The sequence below is a fragment of the Alcaligenes faecalis genome (assembly GCF_005311025.1).
GTDB classification, from domain to species: domain Bacteria; phylum Pseudomonadota; class Gammaproteobacteria; order Burkholderiales; family Burkholderiaceae_B; genus Alcaligenes; species Alcaligenes phenolicus.
This window is the reverse complement of record NZ_CP031747.1, coordinates 1,556,299-1,574,484: the sequence shown is the minus strand read 5'-3', so window position 1 is coordinate 1,574,484 and position 18,186 is coordinate 1,556,299. Positions and strand designations below refer to the sequence as shown.

The following is an 18,186-nucleotide window of genomic DNA, read 5'->3' as shown; positions in this document are numbered from 1 at the left end:
AAAACGCCATAAAAGCCCAGGGCATGGGGACGCGGCCATAAGGTATTTTCAGAAAATAAGCGGGTTCGTCCTTGCCATATCTGGTAACGAATGCCCTTTCTATCCTGATTAGGATAAGACATCGGATTTCAAATTAACTTTGTCTATCCCAGAGGAAAAAATGCCCCACCTATTATTGCTGGAGACAGATTCAGCTTTTATAAGCCTTTTTTTGGCACTGGCGCGGCAGATGAACTTTTCCGCCATCGCTGCAAATACGCCAGAAGATGTTCTGATCCGTTATCACCAGAAAACTCCTGATGCCCTGCTGTTTGGCCCCAGTGTCAGCGCCCTGCAGGCCCAGGAGTTGAGCCGTCGCATCGGACTGGATGCGGTGGAAAGCTATACCTTGCACGCCTACAGTGGCTCGACCCGGCAAGACCAGGCGCAATTGCGCACCTTGCTGGAGCAATTAAAAGCCAAGTATCAAAACGGTGCCTGTGCTTTTCAAGCCGAGCAGCATCATGACTTTGGCGAGTTTGTAGGCTGTTCCGCCCCCATGAAAAAACTCTATGAAGAAATCAGCAAAGTGGCCAGCACCGACCTGCCTGTGCTGCTGATTGGCGAGAGTGGTACCGGCAAGGAACTGGCGGCCCGGGCTATTCACCGCTGCAGCGCTCGCAAGGAACAGGCGTATGTGCCCATCAACTGTTCAGCCATTTCAGAACAACTGATCGAAAGCGAGCTGTTCGGCCACGAAAAAGGCAGCTTTACCGGAGCCGAACGTAATCGGCAGGGCTACTTTGAACTGGCGGACCAGGGCACGCTGTTCCTGGACGAAATCACCGAAATGCCCATAGACGCCCAAACCAAGCTGCTGCGCGCATTGGAAAATGGCGAATACATGAAGGTAGGTGGCGACAAGTTGATCAAACATGATGCCCGCATCATCGCTGCGACCAATCGCCCGCCCATGCGCGCTATTGAGGACAAGAAACTGCGCGAAGATCTGTATTACCGCCTGGGGGTTTTTCCGATTCAAATCCCCCCCCTGCGTGAACGCGGCGACGATGCCGTCCTGATCGCCCAGCACTTGGTAGAACAGCTGAATCAGGAGCATCAGCAGAACCGCTCACTGAGCCTGGCCAGCATGAAGGAGATCGAGCGCTATCACTGGCCGGGCAATATACGCCAGCTACGCAATGCGGTACTGCGCAGCTATGTAATGAGCAACAGCGATCAGGTGGAAATCAATATGGAGGCCGACCCCATGGAATAAATGCTTGCCCAGTGTGGAACTGGGCAAGCTTGGCAAAAGCTTACTGGGCCACGGCAGGCTTCATGGAGTCTGCCAGCGCATGAGCATGCCGCAAGTGTTGCTGCAGCATGGGCAAAGCGTCCTGAGCAAAACCCATGACTTCCTTGTCTTTACCATCCTTGATGTAGTCCTCAAAGAGCTTGATGGTGTCCTCATGCGCTTTGACTGCCGCTTCGTTGGCATAGTCTGCATCGAACTGTTCACCCTCCGCGCCCTCAAGCATGGAGATCTTGCCGCGCTGCATCAGGCTGGGCTCGGTGGGCAGCTCCACCTTGCGGGCCTGTGCCAGCGTCTGCAGTTCCTTGGCCAGCTGCTCGTGGTCGTCGATCATCATTTGTGCAAATTCGACCACTCTATCGTTGTTGCTGCGCTCCAGAGCCAGCTTGGCAGCCTTCACTTCAAAATGTCCCGATTGTGCCGCATCTCTCAAGAACCCTTTATCCGGAGAAAACAGCTCAATGGCAGAAGCACTGCGAACACTCAAACCCAATACCAGACCCGCCGCCAGCGCCAAACACATCAGATGTCTTACTCGCATCGCACACCTCCAAAAACGTCAGTCATTGCCTGAAACCAGAACATCTTTGCTGACCTGAGGCCAATCAGCATGGCCAGCAAAGCCTTGACGGTGTCCTAGCAAGGACCGTACCCGCGCCTTGAACCTTGGGGCAGGAACGGAACTTGCTATGTAGATAGCACAGGGCCTGGATCATCCCGGCAACTGTGTCCGAAGAACTGTCGGTTCTCATCACCAACCACAAGGAGACGCCACCATGAAGCTGGAAATGGTTCCGCAGCTGCACATGCAGCAAACCCTCTCGCAGCGACTGCAACAGTCCGCACAAATCCTGCAGCTCTCGGCGCAGGAGCTGCAAACGCTGGTACAAGACAGTCTGCAAGACAATCCCCTACTGGAACCCGCTCCAGAACCCGCCGCCCCCATACGAGAGGGCCTGTCCCATCCTGTGTCCAGCCAAAGCGCTCACCTGATCGATAAGCACGACATAAGCCCGGCTCCGCGCAGCCGTGACGAACAGATCCTGGAGCATGTACGTTTGAGTCACGCCAGTGAGCGCTGCAAGGCCTTATGTGCCCTGATCGTGAACGCACTGGATGACAACGGATACTTGCGCGATCACTTTGAAGACCTGCTCCCCGCCGGCTACGAACACATCCCCCTTGCCGAATGGCAAACCGCGCTGGCGCTGGTCCAGTCCCTGTCTGTTCCCGGCACAGGCGCCCACTGCCTGTCCGACGCGTTGCGCTTGCAGATCCAGGCGCGTCAGTCTCTAGACCCGGTTCTGAAACAGAGACTGCTCAAGTTAGTGGCTACCGAGCTGCCTGCGCTGGCGCAAGGCGAATGGTCACAAGTGCAGAGCCGCCTGAATCTGTCCGATGCAGACTTTCATCAGGCGCTGCGCGAACTGCAAAGCCTGGACCCCAACCCCGGTCTGGCTTATCTGGAGCCGTTACGCCAAGCCATTACGCCAGACGTCCACGTCTACCGCGATGGCAAGCATTGGCGTGTGCTCGCAGACCCTCGCAGCCTGCCACGCGTTCAGGTGCATCAAGAATATGCCGCCACCCTGGAGCAACAGGCACGCACGCAACAGAACCGCCCTTTGCACAGCGCCCTGACTCAGGCTCGCTGGCTGGCCGAGAGTCTGGCGATGCGACGCAGTACGGTGTGCCGTGTCGCTGAATTCATCGTCCGGCACCAGATCCTTTTTTTCGAGCTAGGTGAGCAAGGCCTGCAACCCCTGCGCATCAGCGATCTGGCCAAGGAGCTGGATCTGCATCAATCCACCATCTCCAGAGCGACTGCCAACAAGTACATGAGCACTCCCTTTGGCACCTTGAGCTTCAGGCATTTTTTCTCCGGCGAGCTGGAGACTGATTTCGGTGGCAGTTGCTCCACCGCCCTGGTCAAGGAGCAGATACGCCGGCTGATTGCCAGTGAACCAGAGCGTCAGCCTTTAAGCGATGTCGACTTGCATCAGGCGCTGCGTCAGAACAGTGTGGAGCTATCCAAACGAACCGTCACCAAGTACCGCCTGCAACTGGGTATTCCCAATGCCCGCGAACGTTTGCAACGGGCACGCCTGCGTGCTGTCAGCGGGCAGGATGTGCACCCCTTGAACTGAGCGGGTACGCAATTTGCTGATTCTCCAACGAAGATCCCTTAATAAAACAAAGCGAGAATCAGCATGAGCAAAATCATTGTGGTGTCCGTACGCGTGGCCAGTTCCGATCAACCTTGCACAGGCGGACTGGCCGTCGCAGTAGATCAATTGTTAAAGCACCCGCAGACCCAGGGCATCTGGCTGGGGTGGAACGGCCAATGTGATCCACAGCCGGGGGCGTTGCGTACCGAAGATCGGGGCAGCTACCAAGCCGTCACCTTCTCCTTCACCCAGGAGCAATACGAACAGTTTTACTGCGGTTACGCGAACACCTGCCTTTGGCCCGCCTTTCACTACCGCCTGGACCTGATGGACTTCCAGACCCACCACTTTCAGCAATACCTGGAGATCAACCGGCAAATTGCCGCTTACTTGCGCCAGATTGCCGAAGAGGACGACTTGATCTGGGTCCATGACTACCACCTGATGCCATTAGCCCATTTTTGCCGAGAGCAAGGAATGCAGCAGGCTATTGGGCTGTTCTTTCACACCCCCTTTCCTTGCCCGGAGATTCTGCGCTCCATTCCCCGCTATGAACAATGGCTGCCCATGCTGCACCATTACGACCAGATTGGCGTCCAGAGCCGTGGCGACCATCATGCGCTGACAGCCGCACTCCAGACCTTAGTGCCACCGCGCACGAGCGAGTCAGGCGCCCGTACCGTCAGCACAGACGTCTATCCCATCAGTATCGATGTGGATCTGGTTCAGGCTCTGGCCAAGGCCCCCTCATGGACCGACAGCGCCACACCAATCGAGCCAGTCAACGGGCCTGACACCATTATCAGTGTGGACAGGCTGGATTACACCAAGGGTCTGGCCTATCGGCTGCGCACCCTGGATACGCTGCTGCGCAGCTACCCGACGCTGCACGGGCAAACAACGTATGTCCAAATCGCCCCCTCTACCCGCGGCGATATTCACGATTATCAAGTCATGCGTGAAGAGCTGGAAAGTCTGGCCGGGCAGATTAACGGTCAATTTGCCACGCCAGGCTGGAGTCCGGTGGTGTACATGAACCGCGCCTTTCCGGCCGGCCAGCTGATGCGCATGTTGCGCCGCGCCCGCGTCGGTTTTATCGCACCCTTGCGTGACGGAATGAATCTGGTGGCCAAAGAATATATCGCTGCCCAGGACCCCGCCGACCCCGGTGTCCTGGTTCTGTCCACCTTTACGGGCGCGGCACAATCCCTGCAAGGCGGCTACCTGCCCGTCAACCCATTTGATGCGGACGCCACCGCACGCAGCCTGTATCAAGCCTTGAACATGCCGCTAGAGGAACGACGCCGACGCCACCAGCATTTAATGATGCAACTGCAACAGCAGGACCTGAGGCAGTGGTGCGAACAGTTCCTGCATGATCTTGGCATCAGCTCGGGTTTGAATCAGGCCCATGACCCTCTGGCTGAGCTTCCAGCATCCTGACGCGTACAAATGCATCCGGTTGGTGCTGACCCAGATAGGCCACCAAGCGCTCGCGCAACAAACAGCGCAAGTCGAACAAACGGCCCGAGTCGGCAGCACTGACCAGAAAGCGCAACTGCATCCCCCACTCATTGGTATCGGTCACCTGCAACACCTGAACGCGCCCATCCCACAATTCAGAGGACTCGCACAAGTCCTTGAATGCCGCGTTCAAGCCCTGCATTTCAACCTTGTAGTCCACCCATAGAAATACCGTGCCCAGCAAAGAGGCGCTGCGACGGGTCCAGTTCTGGAAGACAGTTTCTACAAACCATTGCAAGGGAACGATCAGACGGCGCTCGTCCCACACACGTACCACCACATAAGTGGCCGTGATTTCCTCTATCCGGCCCCACTCCCCTTCCACAATCACCACATCGTCAATGCGTATGGGCTGGGTGAATGCGATCTGCAAACCGGCAATAAAGTTACCCAGCACCGGCCGGGCAGCAATACCGGCTACCAGCCCCGCTACCCCGGCCGATGCCAGCAGGCTGGTGCCCAGTTGCCGTGCGCCGGGTAGAACCATCAAAGCAAAGGACAGCCCCAACAAGACCAGCAAGAAATGCACACTGCGTGCCAGCACGCGCGCCTGGGTGTAGATCTGACGCGAACGCAGATTGTCGGACACATTCAAGGGGTGACGCACCACCACAAGCTGGAACAGAGATTCGACTGCACTCATCAGCATCCAGGTCGTGCAGATAATCAGCACCAGCATGTCCCCAACGATCAGATAGGACTGCCACTTGGCCGAAATGGGGGCCAGCGGAATACATATCCGCAAAAATACGGCCAGAAAAAACAGCCGCGACGGCCAGCGTATCCGTTCGCTGAAAAACCGCAGAAAGTGCTCTGGCGAGGCCAGTCTTTCAATAATCTTGCCACCCAGAAAATGCACCAGCAGCAGTATCGCCCAGCCGCCCAGCAATAACAGCAGCCACATCCACCACGTCATTGACATCATGATTGCTCTCCTGAAAACCATGTCTCCAGATACAGCAACTTGTGTGCCGCGCCCCGCCCCCAGGCAGTCAGGCACGCTTTGTGCTGGGTCAGTCATAACCAATCACGTGATTGGTGTTCTTTCTCAAGGAGAGTTATATGACCCAGCACACAAACAAACAGGATCATAAAGATCAACGTGGCTTTGCCTCCATGGACGACAAAAAGCAGCGCGAGATTGCTGCTGAAGGTGGGCGTGCCTCGCACGAAAAAGGCACCGCGCACGAGTTCACCCCGGAAGAGGCCCGTGAGGCTGGCGCTAAAGGCGGCCGTGTAGCCCATGAACGCGGTACGGCGCACGAGTTCAACTCTGAAGAAGCTCGCGAAGCGGGCGCCAAGGGCGGTCGCGCCGCTCATGAAAAGGGCACAGCTCACGAGTTCACTTCCGAAGAAGCCCGTGAAGCCGGTGCCAAGGGTGGCCGGGCAGCCCATGAAAAGGGCACGGCCCATGAGTTCGACTCCGAGGAGGCCCGCAAGGCCGGCGCCAAAGGTGGCAAGGCCACCCAGGACCAGCGACGCTAAGCCTTAACCAAGCCCCAGTTGGACGCGGCGCACCCACCAGGGCCGCCGCGCCCTGTCCCATTCCTTGTCTATTTCAGGAGCCGTCATGACAACGCGTCAAACAGTGAAAGAGCAACGTCACCTGCAAGAACAGCAGGACCAGAAGGACAAGAACGGGGTCGGCCAGAACGAGCCCGTTACGCACGATAAGAGCCACCCAGGCAGCGATTACCCCACTCCCCCCCTGCCGCAACAACACCTGGAAAAGCCTGGGTGTGAAAGTGACCTGGACCCGGCCCCCCGCTACGAAGCCTCCAGCTACAAGGGCAGCGGCAAGCTGGAAGGAAAAGTCGCCGTGATTACTGGGGGTGACTCGGGCATAGGTCGAGCCGTTGCCGTGCTCTATGCCCGAGAAGGTGCCGATGTGGCGATTGTGTATTTGCACGAGGATGAAGATGCCGGACGCACTCGTCTGGCCGTCGAGGCCGAAGGCCGCCAATGCCTGACACTGCGCGGCGATGTGAAAGACCCTGAATTTTGCCGACAAGCGATTGAGCAGGTACTGGACCGCTTCGGTCACCTGAATATTCTGGTCAACAATGCCGGCTTTCAGGAACATGCCCAATCCTTGCTAGACCTGACCCCGGAGCGACTCAATGAAACCTTCCACACCAATATCTATGGCTATATCTACATGGCCCAGGCCTGCCTGCCGCACCTTCACGCGGGCGATGCCATCGTCAATACCAGCTCGGTCACAGCCTTGCGCGGGGCCGCTCATCTGCTGGACTACTCCAGCACCAAGGGCGCCATTATTGCCTTCACGTACTCCCTGGCGGCCAACCTGGCGCCCAAAGGTATACGTGTAAACGCGGTCGCTCCCGGACCCGTCTGGACCCCCTTGAACCCCGCCGACTCCCCGGCCGAAAAAATCCCCGAGTTTGGTGCCGATACGGTCTTTGGCCGCCCTGCCCAGCCGGAAGAACTGGCGCCTGCCTATGTCTACCTAGCCAGCCCGATCACCGCCAGCTACATCACCGGCACCGTGCTCCCCATCACGGGTTACCCAGGAAGCTGATATGAATAACGCTCTGCATTTGGATCAGACCGCCTTGTTTCTGGATCTGGACGGCACGCTGGTCCCCTTGGCTGCGCGGCCTGACCAGGTATTTCTTCCCCCGTCCACCGCCGGCCTGCTGCTGAATCTGCACGCTGCCTGCGACGGCGCGGTGGCACTGGTTTCAGGCCGCGACTATGACAGCCTGCATATCGCCTGCACCAAGCTTCCGCTTGCCATGATCAGCAGCCACGGCGCAGCCATGTATGACGCCGAGGGTCAGGAATGCTGGAACATCCCGATCAACCCGGCTGAGCACCACAGCCTGTCCCGCTCTGTCGCCGCCCTGATCCACCCCTATTCACTGGTTTGGATGGAGCGCAAATCGCACGGTGTGGCTGTGCACTTTCGGCAACGCCCTGAAGTTGGCGAGGCCTTGGCCACAGAACTGCAGGTGCTGTGCTCGGAATATCCCGGCTTTGATCTGATCCGTGGACATTGTGTCATCGAACTGCGCATGAGCGGCTTTGACAAAGGCCAAGCCCTGGCCCGGGCCCAACGCCTGCCCGCGTTCGCCGACCGCAAGCCCGTCATGATTGGCGACGACTTGACCGATGAGGCCGCCTTTGAGTTTGTGAACCAGAAAGGCGGGCTGAGCATACGCATCGGTCCTCAGGAGCCAGCCAGCGCGGCCCAGCTTTCCTTGCCACACCCCTCTGACCTGCTGACACTTTTGCAAACCAGTCTGCTGGAGACGCGCTTTTTCTCCGAGCTGGCACAGCGAACGCCCTCAGGCGCCAAAACGGTTGCGCCATGACTCGCTGACACTGGCCGCACTCTCTTTACTTAAAAGGATGGCCCCATGAGCAAGATACTTACCTCTACGCCCAAGACCTCCTTGCAAATCAGCCTGCCCAGCAAGGGCTGCAACAAGGGCGCGCTCCAAAGTCTGGAATTCATGGCCAGGGAACTGGCGCAATTCCTGGATCTGCCTCGAGTCCATATTGACTATGAAGACCAGCTAAAGCCCAGCTCCGAAAACACTTACTACCTTCCCCTGCAGACCTTGAGCCTGGAGCAGGCACGACAACTGGGTATCGAACAGGCCTCCCAACTGTATGGGGGTGTAGTGCCATATGACTTTCTGGCCCATAAAACCGTCGCCCATCCCCTTCCCCAGGACGATATGGATCGCCCGGAAGGCTGGAACAATGAGCTGGGCCTGGCGTTACGGCACACGGTCTTGCCAGGCTACAGCGTCTTTTCAAGAAACGACGCGCTACGCACAATGAGCCTTCTGGATGAAGCAGGCCAGACCGGCATACGAGCCAAACTGGCCAGTGCTAATGCAGGCAAAGGCCAGAAGGTGATCTACAGCCGTCAAGAGCTGGAAGAGCTCTTGAACCTGCCGCCGTGGCAGAATCAACTGGAACAGGGTCTGGTACTGGAGGAGAACCTGCTCGATGGCGAGACCTTCAGCATCGGCCAGACCCAGGTGGGCGAGCATCTTTTTTCCTATATCGGCCAGCAACACCAGACCACCAACCTGCAGCACGAGTCCGTATATGGCGGCTCCAGCTTGCTACTGGTTCGCGGCGGGTTTCCGCAGTTGCTGCAGCTCTCAGGCATGAAGCGCATTGAGCATCTGCTTGAGCTGACCATAAGCTACGAAAAAAACATCAGGCAGGCCTATCCTGAACTGTATGCCTCACGTCGCAACTATGACCTCATCGTCGGTAAAAATGCGCGTGGCCACTACAAGGCAGCCGTACTGGAACATTCCTGGCGTTTCGGCGGAGCGTCCATTGCAGAGATTCTGGCCATCCGCACCCTGCAACGCCACCCTGAGCTCCAACATACCCACGCATGGACACGCGAGCGCTATCTGGACGATGCCAGCCTGGTGAAAAACTCCCCTCATCTTTACAGCCTCGACCAAGAAGACGAGGCTTATCTTGCCCGCTTCGGCGGCCCACTGCCATCATGAGTACGGAAATTTTCAACACCACCATCAAAGTGCCCCATCAGCACCTGGATGCACGCCTGCTAGTCCCCCAATCCCCTGTCCCTGGCATTTTGTTCGTGCACGGTTGGGGCGGCAGCCAGCACTTTGACCTGAAACGCGCCCACACCATTGCCGGTATGGGCTGTATTTGTCTGACCTTTGATCTTGCCGGACACAATGCCAATCAGCACGAGCGCGAGAACGTCACCCGAGAACAGAACTTCCAGGATATCTGCGCGGCCTTCGACACCTTGAGCAGCCACCCTATGGTGGACTCCAGCTCCATCGCCATTGTGGGGCACAGTTATGGCGCCTATCTGGCCTGCCTGTTAAGTGAATTTCGATCGGTACGCTGGCTCAGCTTGCTGGCTCCTGCCTTGTACCCGGACGACGATTGGCTGTCTCCAAAGGATCAGCTCAACCGAGAGTTGCTGCAGGACTACCGTCTGCATACTCATTCTCCGCAAGAGAACCGCGCCTTGCAGGCCTGCTCCAAATTCACGGGAGATGTTCTGCTGTTTGAAGCGGAATACGATGAGCTGATTCCCCGCCAGACCTTGCTAACGTATCGCCAAGCCTTCAGCCAGGCTCATTCCCTGACACATCGAGTGCTGGAAGGCAGCAACCACGCGCTGGACGAGAAAGTCGCCCAGCGTGATTACTCCGTGCTGCTTTATCGCTGGATTCAGGAAATGATTATTGGCGCCCGTATTGGGCACCTGCCCAACAACACCACTTGACTCACGCGACAGCCGGACGGTTGGCATAGCCGGAGACAAACTCCTTGGCCTGCCCAGTCTGCGGGTCAAAGACGTGACGGCGTACCTTGCCGATATCCGCACCATAAACGTGAATGCTGATGGACACCTGGTCGTCATACATATTGGAGACCTCGTGTATATCACCCACCGTGGGTGACACCACTTCCACCACGCCTGGTTCCAGAGTCTGTGTGTCTTGTTCTGTCATATGGCCGGTATCGGGATCACGGTCAAAAGGCCGGGAGCGTTCCGCGCCACGCAACATACCAATCAAGCCCCACACGGTGTGGTCGTGGATAGGGGTTTTCTGGCCGGGACCCCACACAAAGCTGACCACGGAAAAGCGTTCCTGCGGACAGCAATACAGCAAGTACTGCTGATAAAACTGGGGATGGGGCTGGGTGTACTCCGGGGCCAGCCAATCGTCCTGGGCCACCAGTTCGCCCAGCAGGACACGGCCATCACGCAGGATATCCGCCTCAGCGACAGCCGGGCGGCCGGTCAATTCATTCATCCCTTGAATAAAACGCTCAAAACGGGGGTGCATAAGGGGATGTCTCCATAGTTGACTGGGCCTTGCGGCCCAATTCGTGAATCAGTTCTTATTTGTTCAGATACACCGGGGCACGTTTTTCTTTGAACGCGTTCATCCCTTCCTTGGCATCATAACTATCCTCGATCGCTTTCAGTTGCCGCATGGTGCGCGCCATCTGCTCGGACGGGCCGCGCGTCAGCACTTCATTATTGATAAAGCGCTTCAAGGTTTGCAAAACACGCGGCGACATCTTGGCCAGATCCTGAGCCATGCGCACGGCAGCCTGGACTTGCTCGCCTACCGGCACTACTTCATTGGCAAAACCCAGATCGTAAGCACGGCGGGCTTCCAGCGTGCGGCACAACAAGATCACTTCCATGGCGGCATGATGCGGAATGCGCGAGGCCAGGCCCGAGATGATGCCGCCGGTAAAGCCCAGCTTGGCTTCGGGGTAAGAAAACTTGGCACTCTCGGACGCTACCAGCAAGTCCGTCATCATGGCCATCACCAGGGCTCCACCCACACACCAACCACTAACGGCCGCAATAATGGGCTTGTCGGTTTCAAAACCTACCGTGGGAATGGCGCGCCACAACTCGGGCCACTCATTAATATCCGCCCCGGCAGAAAAAGCGTCATTGCCCGCCCCGGTCAGCACGGCTACGCGGCGTGTGGGGTCTTCGTCAAAGGCCAGAAATGCCTGCTGCAGTTCCTTGACCACGGTAGCGCTCAAGGCATTGCGGCGATCAGGACGGTTGATCGTGAAGATGGAAACACCGTCATCATGGTTTTCTACAAGAATGCACTGATAATCCGACATGGTTTACTCCTCCTGGGTATTTTTCAAAGAATAGGTTTTGGTTTTATTCGCCTATGGACAGGCGGGCATCGACGGCGTGACAGCGGGTAGCCGCCACGATCAAGGGGTTGATATCCAATTCAAAGTTGGTGTCGCGCAAGTCGTGGGCCAGGAAGCTGACACGCACAATCGCATCGAGCACACCGTCACGATCCAGCATGCGTCCCCGGTACCCCTTCAGCAGCTTGTCGATCATCAAGGTAGATAAAAGTCGATCTGCATCAGCCAGGGTTAAAGGGGCCGCGGCAATCACCCGGTCTGACAACATTTCCACCAGAATGCCGCCTGCACCAAACACCACGACCGGGCCAAACTGCGCATCCTGACGTGCCCCGATCAGCAGTTCCACATCCCCTTTGGCCATGGCCTGTACCAAAACGCCTTCCAGACGGGCATCTGCTTTATAGGCTTTGGCATTGGCGTAGAGCCGGGCAAAATCGCGTCGCAAGCTGGCGTCGTCGGCCACATCCAGCGCCACCCCACCCGCCTCGGTTTTATGGACGATATCGGGGGAAACAATCTTCATCACCACCGGATAGCCAATCTGTTCGGCCAGCACCACAGCCTGTTCCACGTCCTCGCACACCTGGCCCAGATTCACGGGCAGGCCGTAATGCGCCAGCAGACGTTTGGACTGATCTTCATTCAAAACACCGCGCGGCATGACCGTGGGCGCTTGGCAGGCACTGGGACGCAAGGCTTGCTGGCGCGGCACAAACTGACCGTGACGTTTCCAGGCGGACAAGGCCAGCGCCGCTTCCAGGCTGGAGCTGGCATACGCATGGCCGTGCTGGGCCAGTTTCTGCCGCAAAGGCTCGGATGTTGCGCCCGCATCGAACGCCACCATCACGGGCTTGGCCCAGTGCGGTTCGGGGTGGATGATTTTTTCAATCAGGGCCGCCATCCACTCCTGCGGACACATGGAAGCCGTGATCAATACCACGTCACTTTGCTGATCCTGCATCAAGGCATCCAAAGTAGCGCGGGCCACTTCGGTGGAGTCCTGCGTCAGACGCGCTCCCAGATCAACCGGGTTATCCGCCTGCCCTGCCGGGTAGTGGGCAGCCAGAGCCTGCTTGGTAGTAGCGGAAAAACTGGACAGTTCCACGCCATGCTCTGCCAAAGCATCTGCAGCCAAGGCCCCACCGCCACCCGAAGGCGTCACAATCGCGACTTTGGAGATCTTGTTGCTGGTAAAGCGCACCATGCTGTTTGCCAGCAAGAGCATGGCCCCCATATCGTCCATCAGGCTGATGCCTTCATCGCGACAGACACTGGCAAACACATCATGGTCGCCCGCTACGCTGGCAGTATGCGAAAAGGCGGCCGCCTTGCCCGCACTGGAGCGCCCTGCCTTGACGGCCAGCCAGGGCTTGCCCGCGGCCTGCGCCCGACGAGCTGCGCGACGCAAAGCCTGGGTATCTTTAATGCCCTCTATATAAGTACAGATCACTTGCGTCTTGGGATCATCAATCAGGAAATCCACAAAGTCGCACAGATCCAGGTCAGCCTGATTACCCACCGAAAAACCGTAGGTAAAGCCACCGCCCATCGCCCAGGCCCGATCAAAATAGGTAGTCATCAAGGCACCGCTTTGGCTGACAAAACCAATAGGCCGTTCCGGCAGGCTGTCTCTGTCCAGCACCGGCGAAGAGCACAGCACCAGACTGCGGCTGGGGCTGATCATGCCCAGGCAATTGGGGCCGATCAGTCGCATGCCCGAGTCACGACAGATACGCAGCAAGGCCTGCTCGCGTTCCAGCCCGCGCTCGCCTGCATCAGCAAAGCCTGCGGAGATCACCAGCAAACCGCGTACCCCCATTTGGGCCGCAATCTGCGCCTGTTCCAGAACGGTATCGGCCCCCACCGTAAACACGGCCAGATCCGGAGCGCTATCCAGTGCAGCCAGACCGGGCACAGCGGGCAAACCAAACAAACTGCTGCGGCTGGGATTGATAGGCAGGACCTTGCCGCCATAACCGTGCTTGAGCAGCATACGGAACAGTCGCCCGCCAAACTTGGACTGATCTTCCGAGGCGCCGACCAAAGCTATGGATGCCGGGTCCAGCAAAGCGTCCAGCGTGCTGGCGCAAGTGACGGTTTCCATCACGTTTGTCTCCTGTTGGTGGTTCTGTGAGCGTTTAGTCATCGCTCATCTTGATGGTCTTGAGCAGCTCGCTGTAATAAGCCCGACTCTGCTCCAGATCCTTGGCATACGCATCGCCGTCTTTCCAGCTGGCACTGACACTGATGCGGTGGAAACGCTCTTGAGTCTGCGGCTCGGCCAGAATTTCTTCGGTAGCCTTGGCCAGCTTCTTCATGACATCGTCAGGGGTGCCAGCCGGCACCGCCAGCCCCCAGAACCCTTCAAAAGGCAGGGCCAGATCAAAACCGGCTTCTTTCGGTGTGGGCACATCCGGCAGTTCGGGATGACGCACGCTGGCATAGGTCACCAGGGCTTTGGCCTTGCCGCTCTTCACCAGCTCCAGCCCGACTCCATCAATAAAGAAATCGATGTGATTGCCCATCAAGGCCGTCATGGTGTCTGCCGAGCCTTTGAACGGCACATGCAGCAAGTCCAGTTTCTCGGCTTTTTCCAGAATCTCTCCCGCCAAATGACCGCCAGACGCTATACCTGCCGAACCATAGGTCAAGGTGCCGGGCTCCTTGCGGGCCAGCTCGACAAACTCTTTCAGGTTGGAGACCGGCAAATCATTGCGCACCGTCATGATGGGCAGGTAACCGGCCAGACTGCCTACAAAATCAAAGCCCTTGATCGGGTCATAAGGCACGTCGCGTATATAGGGCAGCACGGTAAAGGCGGTGCTGGTGGCCAGCAACAAGGTGTAGCCATCGGGTTTGGCGCGACCCACGATAGACGTGCCCAGCGAGGTGGTGCCGCCGGGCCGGTTTTCAATCACGATGGGAACGCCAAGCTTGACGCGCAGACGGTCGGCAAACAGACGCGCCAGATTGTCGCTGTTACCGCCTGGGGGATAGGGAACCACAAAGGTCACTTCACGGCTGGGATAGGTATCGGCCGCGATGGCAGCCGGAGCAGAAAAGCTGCTGACTGCCGCCAGTCCCGAGACCAGCACTGTGCGTAGAAACCCTGTGCGCGAAAAAAAAGAACTGAACATGATCCTTGCCTCCTGTGTGAGAGTTTTCTTCTCTTTTTGTTCCAATATATAGAACGCTGTTCTTGTTTTTGATATTAAAAATGCCGTGAGAACGGCTTGAATACAACAGACAGCAACAACACAAGCAACTTAGGACAACGGTTCAAATAGTGGGATATTTGATTTCAGGTGTCAACTATTAAACCCCTTCGGGATTTCCCCAGTTCGATCATCTGGTCGCATTGGGCTTGACCGCAACGAGCTTCTGGATAAAATGAAAACACTGCTTTTCCATGTCAATTTAAAGAACGCTGTTCCAAATATCAGAACACAAATCCTTAACTGATCGAAGGAATTCACTCATGTTCTCTGCCATCGTCATCGACAAAACCGACGGCCAATACAAAGCCAGCCTGCGATCCCTGGACGAGTCCGCCCTGCCCGAAGGCCAGGTTACCGTCCGCATCGACTACTCCACCCTGAATTTCAAAGACGGCCTGGCCATGACGGGTAAATCCCCCGTAGTGCGCCAGTTCCCCATGGTGCCCGGCATCGACTTTGCTGGCACAGTGACCGACAGCAGCGACCCGAATTTCAAGTCCGGCCAGAAAGTGGTGCTTAACGGCTGGGGCTTGGGTGAGGTCCATTGGGGCGGTCTGGCACAGCAAGCACGCGTGAAAGGCGATTGGCTGATTTCCCTGCCCGACGCTTTCTCCACCCAGCAAGCCATGATGATAGGCACCGCCGGCTATACCGCTGCCCTGTGCGTGCGTGCCTTGCAGCGCCAAGGCGTCATGCCGGACAAGGGCCCGATTCTGGTGACAGGTGCCGCGGGTGGCGTAGGCAGTGTCAGCGTGGCCCTGCTGCATGCCCTGGGCTACACCGTCATGGCCAGCACGGGCCGACCTCAGGAAGAAAGCTATCTGAAGGCGCTGGGCGCCAGCGAGATTGTGGACCGCAACACCTTGAGCGAACCGGGCAAGCCACTGGGCAAGGAGCGCTGGGCCGGAGCCATCGACAGCGTAGGCAGCCATACCCTGGCCAATGTCTGCGCAGGCACGCAATACCTGGGTGCAGTCGCCGCTTGCGGTCTGGCCCAAGGCATGGATTTCCCCGCTTCCGTGGCCCCCTTCATTCTGCGTGGTGTGCAATTGATTGGGGTGGACAGCGTCCATTGCCCCAAACCCGAGCGCCTGGCGGCCTGGGACTTGCTGGCCAAGCATTTGTCTATCGAAGCCCTGGAGCGCATCGGCGCCAGCACCATCACACTTTCCCAAGCCATTGATCAAGCCGGCCAGTTACTGGAAGGCAAGGTACGCGGCCGCATCGTGGTTGATGTGAACGCATAAGGCCCTGTCGGCCCCCATCTACCTATCACGCTCTGGAGCTGATTCATGGATACGACATTGCCCCTGAACGGGGTTCGGATACTGGAATTTTGCAATGTGGCCGCTGGCCCGTACTGCGGTATGTTGTTGGCCGATATGGGGGCTGACGTCATCAAGATCGAACACCCCAAAGGGGGTGACACCTTGCGAAGCTGGCCGCCCATCAACCAAGGATATAGCGAGAACTTTGCTTCGCTGAACCGCAACAAGCGCTCGGTAACGCTGGATCTGAAGAACCCCGAAGATGTAGCCAAGGCACGCCAACTGGTACTGGATGCAGACGTCTTGCTGGAAAACAATCGGCCCGGCGTCATGCAGCGCTTGGGGCTGGATTATGAAAGCCTTAAGGCCCTGAATCCCAGACTGCTGTACTGCTCAATTTCTGCCTACGGACAAAGCGGCCCCCGCTCGCAAGAAGGCGGTTTTGACCTGACGATTCAGGCCATGAGCGGCGTGATGAGCGTGACGGGCGAAGCAGGTGGAGCCCCCGTTAAATGCGGAGTTCCACTGGCGGACTTTGCGGCCGGTTTGTATGCGGCGTTTGCCATCAGTGCCGCCTTGCCTCAAGCCCGCGCCACCGGTCAGGGCGCACATATCGACGTGCCCATGCTGGGGACCACCCTGGCCATCGCCGCACTGCAAACCTCAGAGTATTTCGGCAGTGGTCGCGACCCGGACAAGCTGGGCTCCGCCCACCCCCGTAATGCCCCCTACCAGGCGTTCCAGTGCAAAGGCGGTTACTTCGCCATGGCAGCGGGCAACGATGCGCTGTGGCGCTCCGTCTGTCAGGTTGTAGAACGCCCGGACCTGACCGAGGACGAGCGTTTCACCAGCACCACCCTGCGCGCCAAACATCAAGACGCCTTGCGTGAACTGCTGGAAGCTATTTTTGCGCAGCACGACTCCGAACATTGGCTGACGCAATTCCGTGCCCAAGGCGTACCCTGCAGTCCCATCAACCGCTATTCCGACGTGCTGCGAGACCCGCAGGTCGAGCACATGGAGTGGGTGCAAAACATTCGCCTGCCGGGCACAGACACCGAGACGCGCACCTTTGTCTCGCCCCTGCGTATCAATGGAGTGGGTTTGCCCGTCCGTATGGCCCCCCCGGCATTGGGCGAACATAACGACAGCATCTTGCACGGAGTTACTCCATGACAGAGCCGTATTGCAGCAGCAGTCCCGGCCTGAACGTGGACTGCGCGGGCAAAGTCTGGACACTGACGCTGAACCGGCCTGACAAGCGCAATGCCTTGTCGGCCGATCTGGTCGAAGCCTTGATCGCGGCCGTGCAGGCCGCGGAAAAGGCCCAGGCGGATCTGCTGATATTGCGCGGTGAAGGCCGCAATTTCAGTGCCGGTTTTGACTTCAGCGACTACGAGCAACAAAGCGAAGGGGACCTGGTACTGCGCTTTATCCGCATCGAAACCCTGCTGCAAATGCTGGCCCATACGCCTTGCGCCACCCTGGCCCTGGCGCATGGGCAGAACTTCGGCGCCGGGGTGGATTTGATTGCTGTTTGTCGTCAACGTATCGCCAGTGCCGATGCCCGCTTTCGCATGCCTGGACTGCAGTTTGGTCTGGCACTGGGAACAGGCAGGCTGGCTGCCCTGATCGGCGGCCAGCAGGCTCATCAACTTCTGGCAGGAAGCCAGATTTTTGATGCTGCCAAAGCGGAGCAACTGGGTTTTATTAACGGCATACAAGAGCCCGATACATGGCCTGCTGTCATCGAGCAGGTTCAACAGACTGCGGGCTTGCTGGACGCCACCAGTCGCACCTATCTGCATCAGTTAACGGGCTGCCCACAACAAGCTGATCGGGATATGACAGCCTTGGTACGCTCTGCTTCCGCACCCGGCCTCAAACAAAGAATTGCGGCCTTCCGGCAAGCCGCAAAATCTTGAACTTTCTTTCCTGAATGGAACTGCCCCCAAAAACTGGAGACGCATCCAGATTTTGGGGGCAATTTGCATCCGGGCGGCTTCTTGCAGCCCGGACAAGCTGACGGG

Annotated in this window: 17 protein-coding genes; 11 read left to right on the top strand and 6 right to left on the bottom strand. The window is 57.8% G+C overall.

What is annotated here, in order from left to right:
* Window positions 1-229: 229 nt before the first annotated feature.
* Window positions 230-1,258 (top strand): sigma-54 interaction domain-containing protein, encoded by a 1,029-nt coding sequence (locus tag D0C27_RS07135; RefSeq protein WP_226348432.1) that lies wholly within the window; start codon window positions 230-232, stop codon window positions 1,256-1,258.
* 40 nt (window positions 1,259-1,298) lie between these two features.
* Here D0C27_RS07135 and D0C27_RS07130 read toward each other — a convergent pair whose 3' ends face one another.
* The gene (locus D0C27_RS07130) at window positions 1,299-1,835 is read right to left on the bottom strand and encodes a DUF4142 domain-containing protein (RefSeq protein WP_226348433.1); all 537 of its coding nucleotides are present in this window, start codon (window positions 1,833-1,835) and stop codon (window positions 1,299-1,301) included.
* A gap of 235 nt (window positions 1,836-2,070) precedes the next feature.
* Between D0C27_RS07130 and rpoN the strand changes: the two genes are divergently transcribed.
* Together rpoN and D0C27_RS07120 are read left to right on the top strand one after the other, a co-directional pair.
* Window positions 2,071-3,441 carry an RNA polymerase factor sigma-54 gene (gene rpoN, locus D0C27_RS07125; RefSeq protein ID WP_137430682.1) on the top strand — a complete coding sequence of 457 codons (1,371 nt, stop codon included), beginning with the start codon at window positions 2,071-2,073 and terminating at the stop codon, window positions 3,439-3,441.
* A gap of 63 nt (window positions 3,442-3,504) precedes the next feature.
* Window positions 3,505-4,905 (top strand): alpha,alpha-trehalose-phosphate synthase (UDP-forming), encoded by a 1,401-nt coding sequence (locus tag D0C27_RS07120; protein ID WP_060186699.1) that lies wholly within the window; start codon window positions 3,505-3,507, stop codon window positions 4,903-4,905.
* Here D0C27_RS07120 and D0C27_RS07115 read toward each other — a convergent pair.
* The gene (locus D0C27_RS07115) at window positions 4,850-5,911 is read right to left on the bottom strand and encodes a mechanosensitive ion channel family protein (protein WP_240688327.1); all 1,062 of its coding nucleotides are present in this window, start codon (window positions 5,909-5,911) and stop codon (window positions 4,850-4,852) included. The genes D0C27_RS07120 and D0C27_RS07115 overlap by 56 nt on opposite strands.
* Window positions 5,912-6,048: 137 nt before the next feature.
* On the opposite strand from D0C27_RS07115, the gene D0C27_RS07110 reads away from it, so the two are divergent.
* From D0C27_RS07110 to D0C27_RS07090, 5 genes are all read left to right on the top strand, one after another.
* Complete coding sequence (locus D0C27_RS07110) at window positions 6,049-6,471, top strand: KGG domain-containing protein (RefSeq protein ID WP_035273453.1); 423 nt, start codon at window positions 6,049-6,051, stop codon at window positions 6,469-6,471.
* An 85-nt stretch (window positions 6,472-6,556) separates the two neighbouring features.
* On the top strand, window positions 6,557-7,528 hold the full coding sequence (locus D0C27_RS07105) for an SDR family oxidoreductase (protein ID WP_022983321.1): 972 nt from the start codon (window positions 6,557-6,559) through the stop codon (window positions 7,526-7,528).
* Window position 7,529: 1 nt separating this feature from the next.
* A complete protein-coding gene (gene otsB / locus D0C27_RS07100) occupies window positions 7,530-8,324 on the top strand; it encodes a trehalose-phosphatase (protein ID WP_052362972.1) in 795 nt (264 codons plus the stop codon).
* A 45-nt stretch (window positions 8,325-8,369) separates the two neighbouring features.
* Window positions 8,370-9,494, top strand: coding sequence for a DUF3182 family protein (locus tag D0C27_RS07095; protein WP_137430681.1), 1,125 nt, complete (start codon window positions 8,370-8,372; stop codon window positions 9,492-9,494).
* Window positions 9,491-10,252 (top strand): alpha/beta hydrolase family protein, encoded by a 762-nt coding sequence (locus D0C27_RS07090; RefSeq protein WP_083054568.1) that lies wholly within the window; start codon window positions 9,491-9,493, stop codon window positions 10,250-10,252. Before D0C27_RS07095 ends, D0C27_RS07090 begins: the two co-directional genes overlap by 4 nt.
* Before the next feature lies 1 nt (window position 10,253).
* On the opposite strand, the gene D0C27_RS07085 is transcribed toward D0C27_RS07090, so the two are convergent.
* From D0C27_RS07085 to D0C27_RS07070, 4 genes are read right to left on the bottom strand one after another with little or no spacing between them, the layout of a single operon-like run.
* Window positions 10,254-10,820: a cysteine dioxygenase gene (locus D0C27_RS07085; RefSeq protein ID WP_060186695.1), complete on the bottom strand. Its 567-nt coding sequence runs from the start codon at window positions 10,818-10,820 to the stop codon at window positions 10,254-10,256.
* A 55-nt stretch (window positions 10,821-10,875) separates the two neighbouring features.
* Window positions 10,876-11,628: an enoyl-CoA hydratase/isomerase family protein gene (locus tag D0C27_RS07080; RefSeq protein ID WP_035273445.1), complete on the bottom strand. Its 753-nt coding sequence runs from the start codon at window positions 11,626-11,628 to the stop codon at window positions 10,876-10,878.
* A 43-nt stretch (window positions 11,629-11,671) separates the two neighbouring features.
* Window positions 11,672-13,774 (bottom strand): acetate--CoA ligase family protein, encoded by a 2,103-nt coding sequence (locus tag D0C27_RS07075; RefSeq protein WP_137430680.1) that lies wholly within the window; start codon window positions 13,772-13,774, stop codon window positions 11,672-11,674.
* A gap of 34 nt (window positions 13,775-13,808) precedes the next feature.
* Window positions 13,809-14,807, bottom strand: a complete 999-nt coding sequence (locus D0C27_RS07070; RefSeq protein WP_137430679.1) for a Bug family tripartite tricarboxylate transporter substrate binding protein — start codon at window positions 14,805-14,807, stop codon at window positions 13,809-13,811.
* 341 nt (window positions 14,808-15,148) lie between these two features.
* Here D0C27_RS07070 and D0C27_RS07065 point away from each other — a divergent pair, with 341 nt between their 5' ends.
* Genes D0C27_RS07065 through D0C27_RS07055 form a run of 3 tightly spaced genes read left to right on the top strand, consistent with a single transcriptional unit; the run spans window position 15,149 to window position 18,081 of the window.
* Complete coding sequence (locus D0C27_RS07065) at window positions 15,149-16,135, top strand: MDR family oxidoreductase (protein ID WP_137430678.1); 987 nt, start codon at window positions 15,149-15,151, stop codon at window positions 16,133-16,135.
* A gap of 45 nt (window positions 16,136-16,180) precedes the next feature.
* On the top strand, window positions 16,181-17,332 hold the full coding sequence (locus tag D0C27_RS07060) for a CaiB/BaiF CoA transferase family protein (RefSeq protein WP_035273440.1): 1,152 nt from the start codon (window positions 16,181-16,183) through the stop codon (window positions 17,330-17,332).
* A complete protein-coding gene (locus D0C27_RS07055) occupies window positions 17,329-18,081 on the top strand; it encodes an enoyl-CoA hydratase/isomerase family protein (protein ID WP_137430677.1) in 753 nt (250 codons plus the stop codon). The genes D0C27_RS07060 and D0C27_RS07055 overlap by 4 nt, the downstream gene beginning before the upstream one ends.
* Window positions 18,082-18,186 lie beyond the last annotated feature (105 nt).

Coding starts and splice junctions, on each gene's coding strand:
- D0C27_RS07135 (WP_226348432.1), top strand. CDS start 230: ATGAACTTTTCCGCCATCGCTGCAAATACGCCAGAAGATGTTCTGATC.
- D0C27_RS07130 (WP_226348433.1), bottom strand. CDS start 1,835: ATGCGAGTAAGACATCTGATGTGTTTGGCGCTGGCGGCGGGTCTGGTA.
- rpoN (WP_137430682.1), top strand. CDS start 2,071: ATGAAGCTGGAAATGGTTCCGCAGCTGCACATGCAGCAAACCCTCTCG.
- D0C27_RS07120 (WP_060186699.1), top strand. CDS start 3,505: ATGAGCAAAATCATTGTGGTGTCCGTACGCGTGGCCAGTTCCGATCAA.
- D0C27_RS07115 (WP_240688327.1), bottom strand. CDS start 5,911: ATGATGTCAATGACGTGGTGGATGTGGCTGCTGTTATTGCTGGGCGGC.
- D0C27_RS07110 (WP_035273453.1), top strand. CDS start 6,049: ATGACCCAGCACACAAACAAACAGGATCATAAAGATCAACGTGGCTTT.
- D0C27_RS07105 (WP_022983321.1), top strand. CDS start 6,557: ATGACAACGCGTCAAACAGTGAAAGAGCAACGTCACCTGCAAGAACAG.
- otsB (WP_052362972.1), top strand. CDS start 7,530: ATGAATAACGCTCTGCATTTGGATCAGACCGCCTTGTTTCTGGATCTG.
- D0C27_RS07095 (WP_137430681.1), top strand. CDS start 8,370: ATGAGCAAGATACTTACCTCTACGCCCAAGACCTCCTTGCAAATCAGC.
- D0C27_RS07090 (WP_083054568.1), top strand. CDS start 9,491: ATGAGTACGGAAATTTTCAACACCACCATCAAAGTGCCCCATCAGCAC.
- D0C27_RS07085 (WP_060186695.1), bottom strand. CDS start 10,820: ATGCACCCCCGTTTTGAGCGTTTTATTCAAGGGATGAATGAATTGACC.
- D0C27_RS07080 (WP_035273445.1), bottom strand. CDS start 11,628: ATGTCGGATTATCAGTGCATTCTTGTAGAAAACCATGATGACGGTGTT.
- D0C27_RS07075 (WP_137430680.1), bottom strand. CDS start 13,774: ATGGAAACCGTCACTTGCGCCAGCACGCTGGACGCTTTGCTGGACCCG.
- D0C27_RS07070 (WP_137430679.1), bottom strand. CDS start 14,807: ATGTTCAGTTCTTTTTTTTCGCGCACAGGGTTTCTACGCACAGTGCTG.
- D0C27_RS07065 (WP_137430678.1), top strand. CDS start 15,149: ATGTTCTCTGCCATCGTCATCGACAAAACCGACGGCCAATACAAAGCC.
- D0C27_RS07060 (WP_035273440.1), top strand. CDS start 16,181: ATGGATACGACATTGCCCCTGAACGGGGTTCGGATACTGGAATTTTGC.
- D0C27_RS07055 (WP_137430677.1), top strand. CDS start 17,329: ATGACAGAGCCGTATTGCAGCAGCAGTCCCGGCCTGAACGTGGACTGC.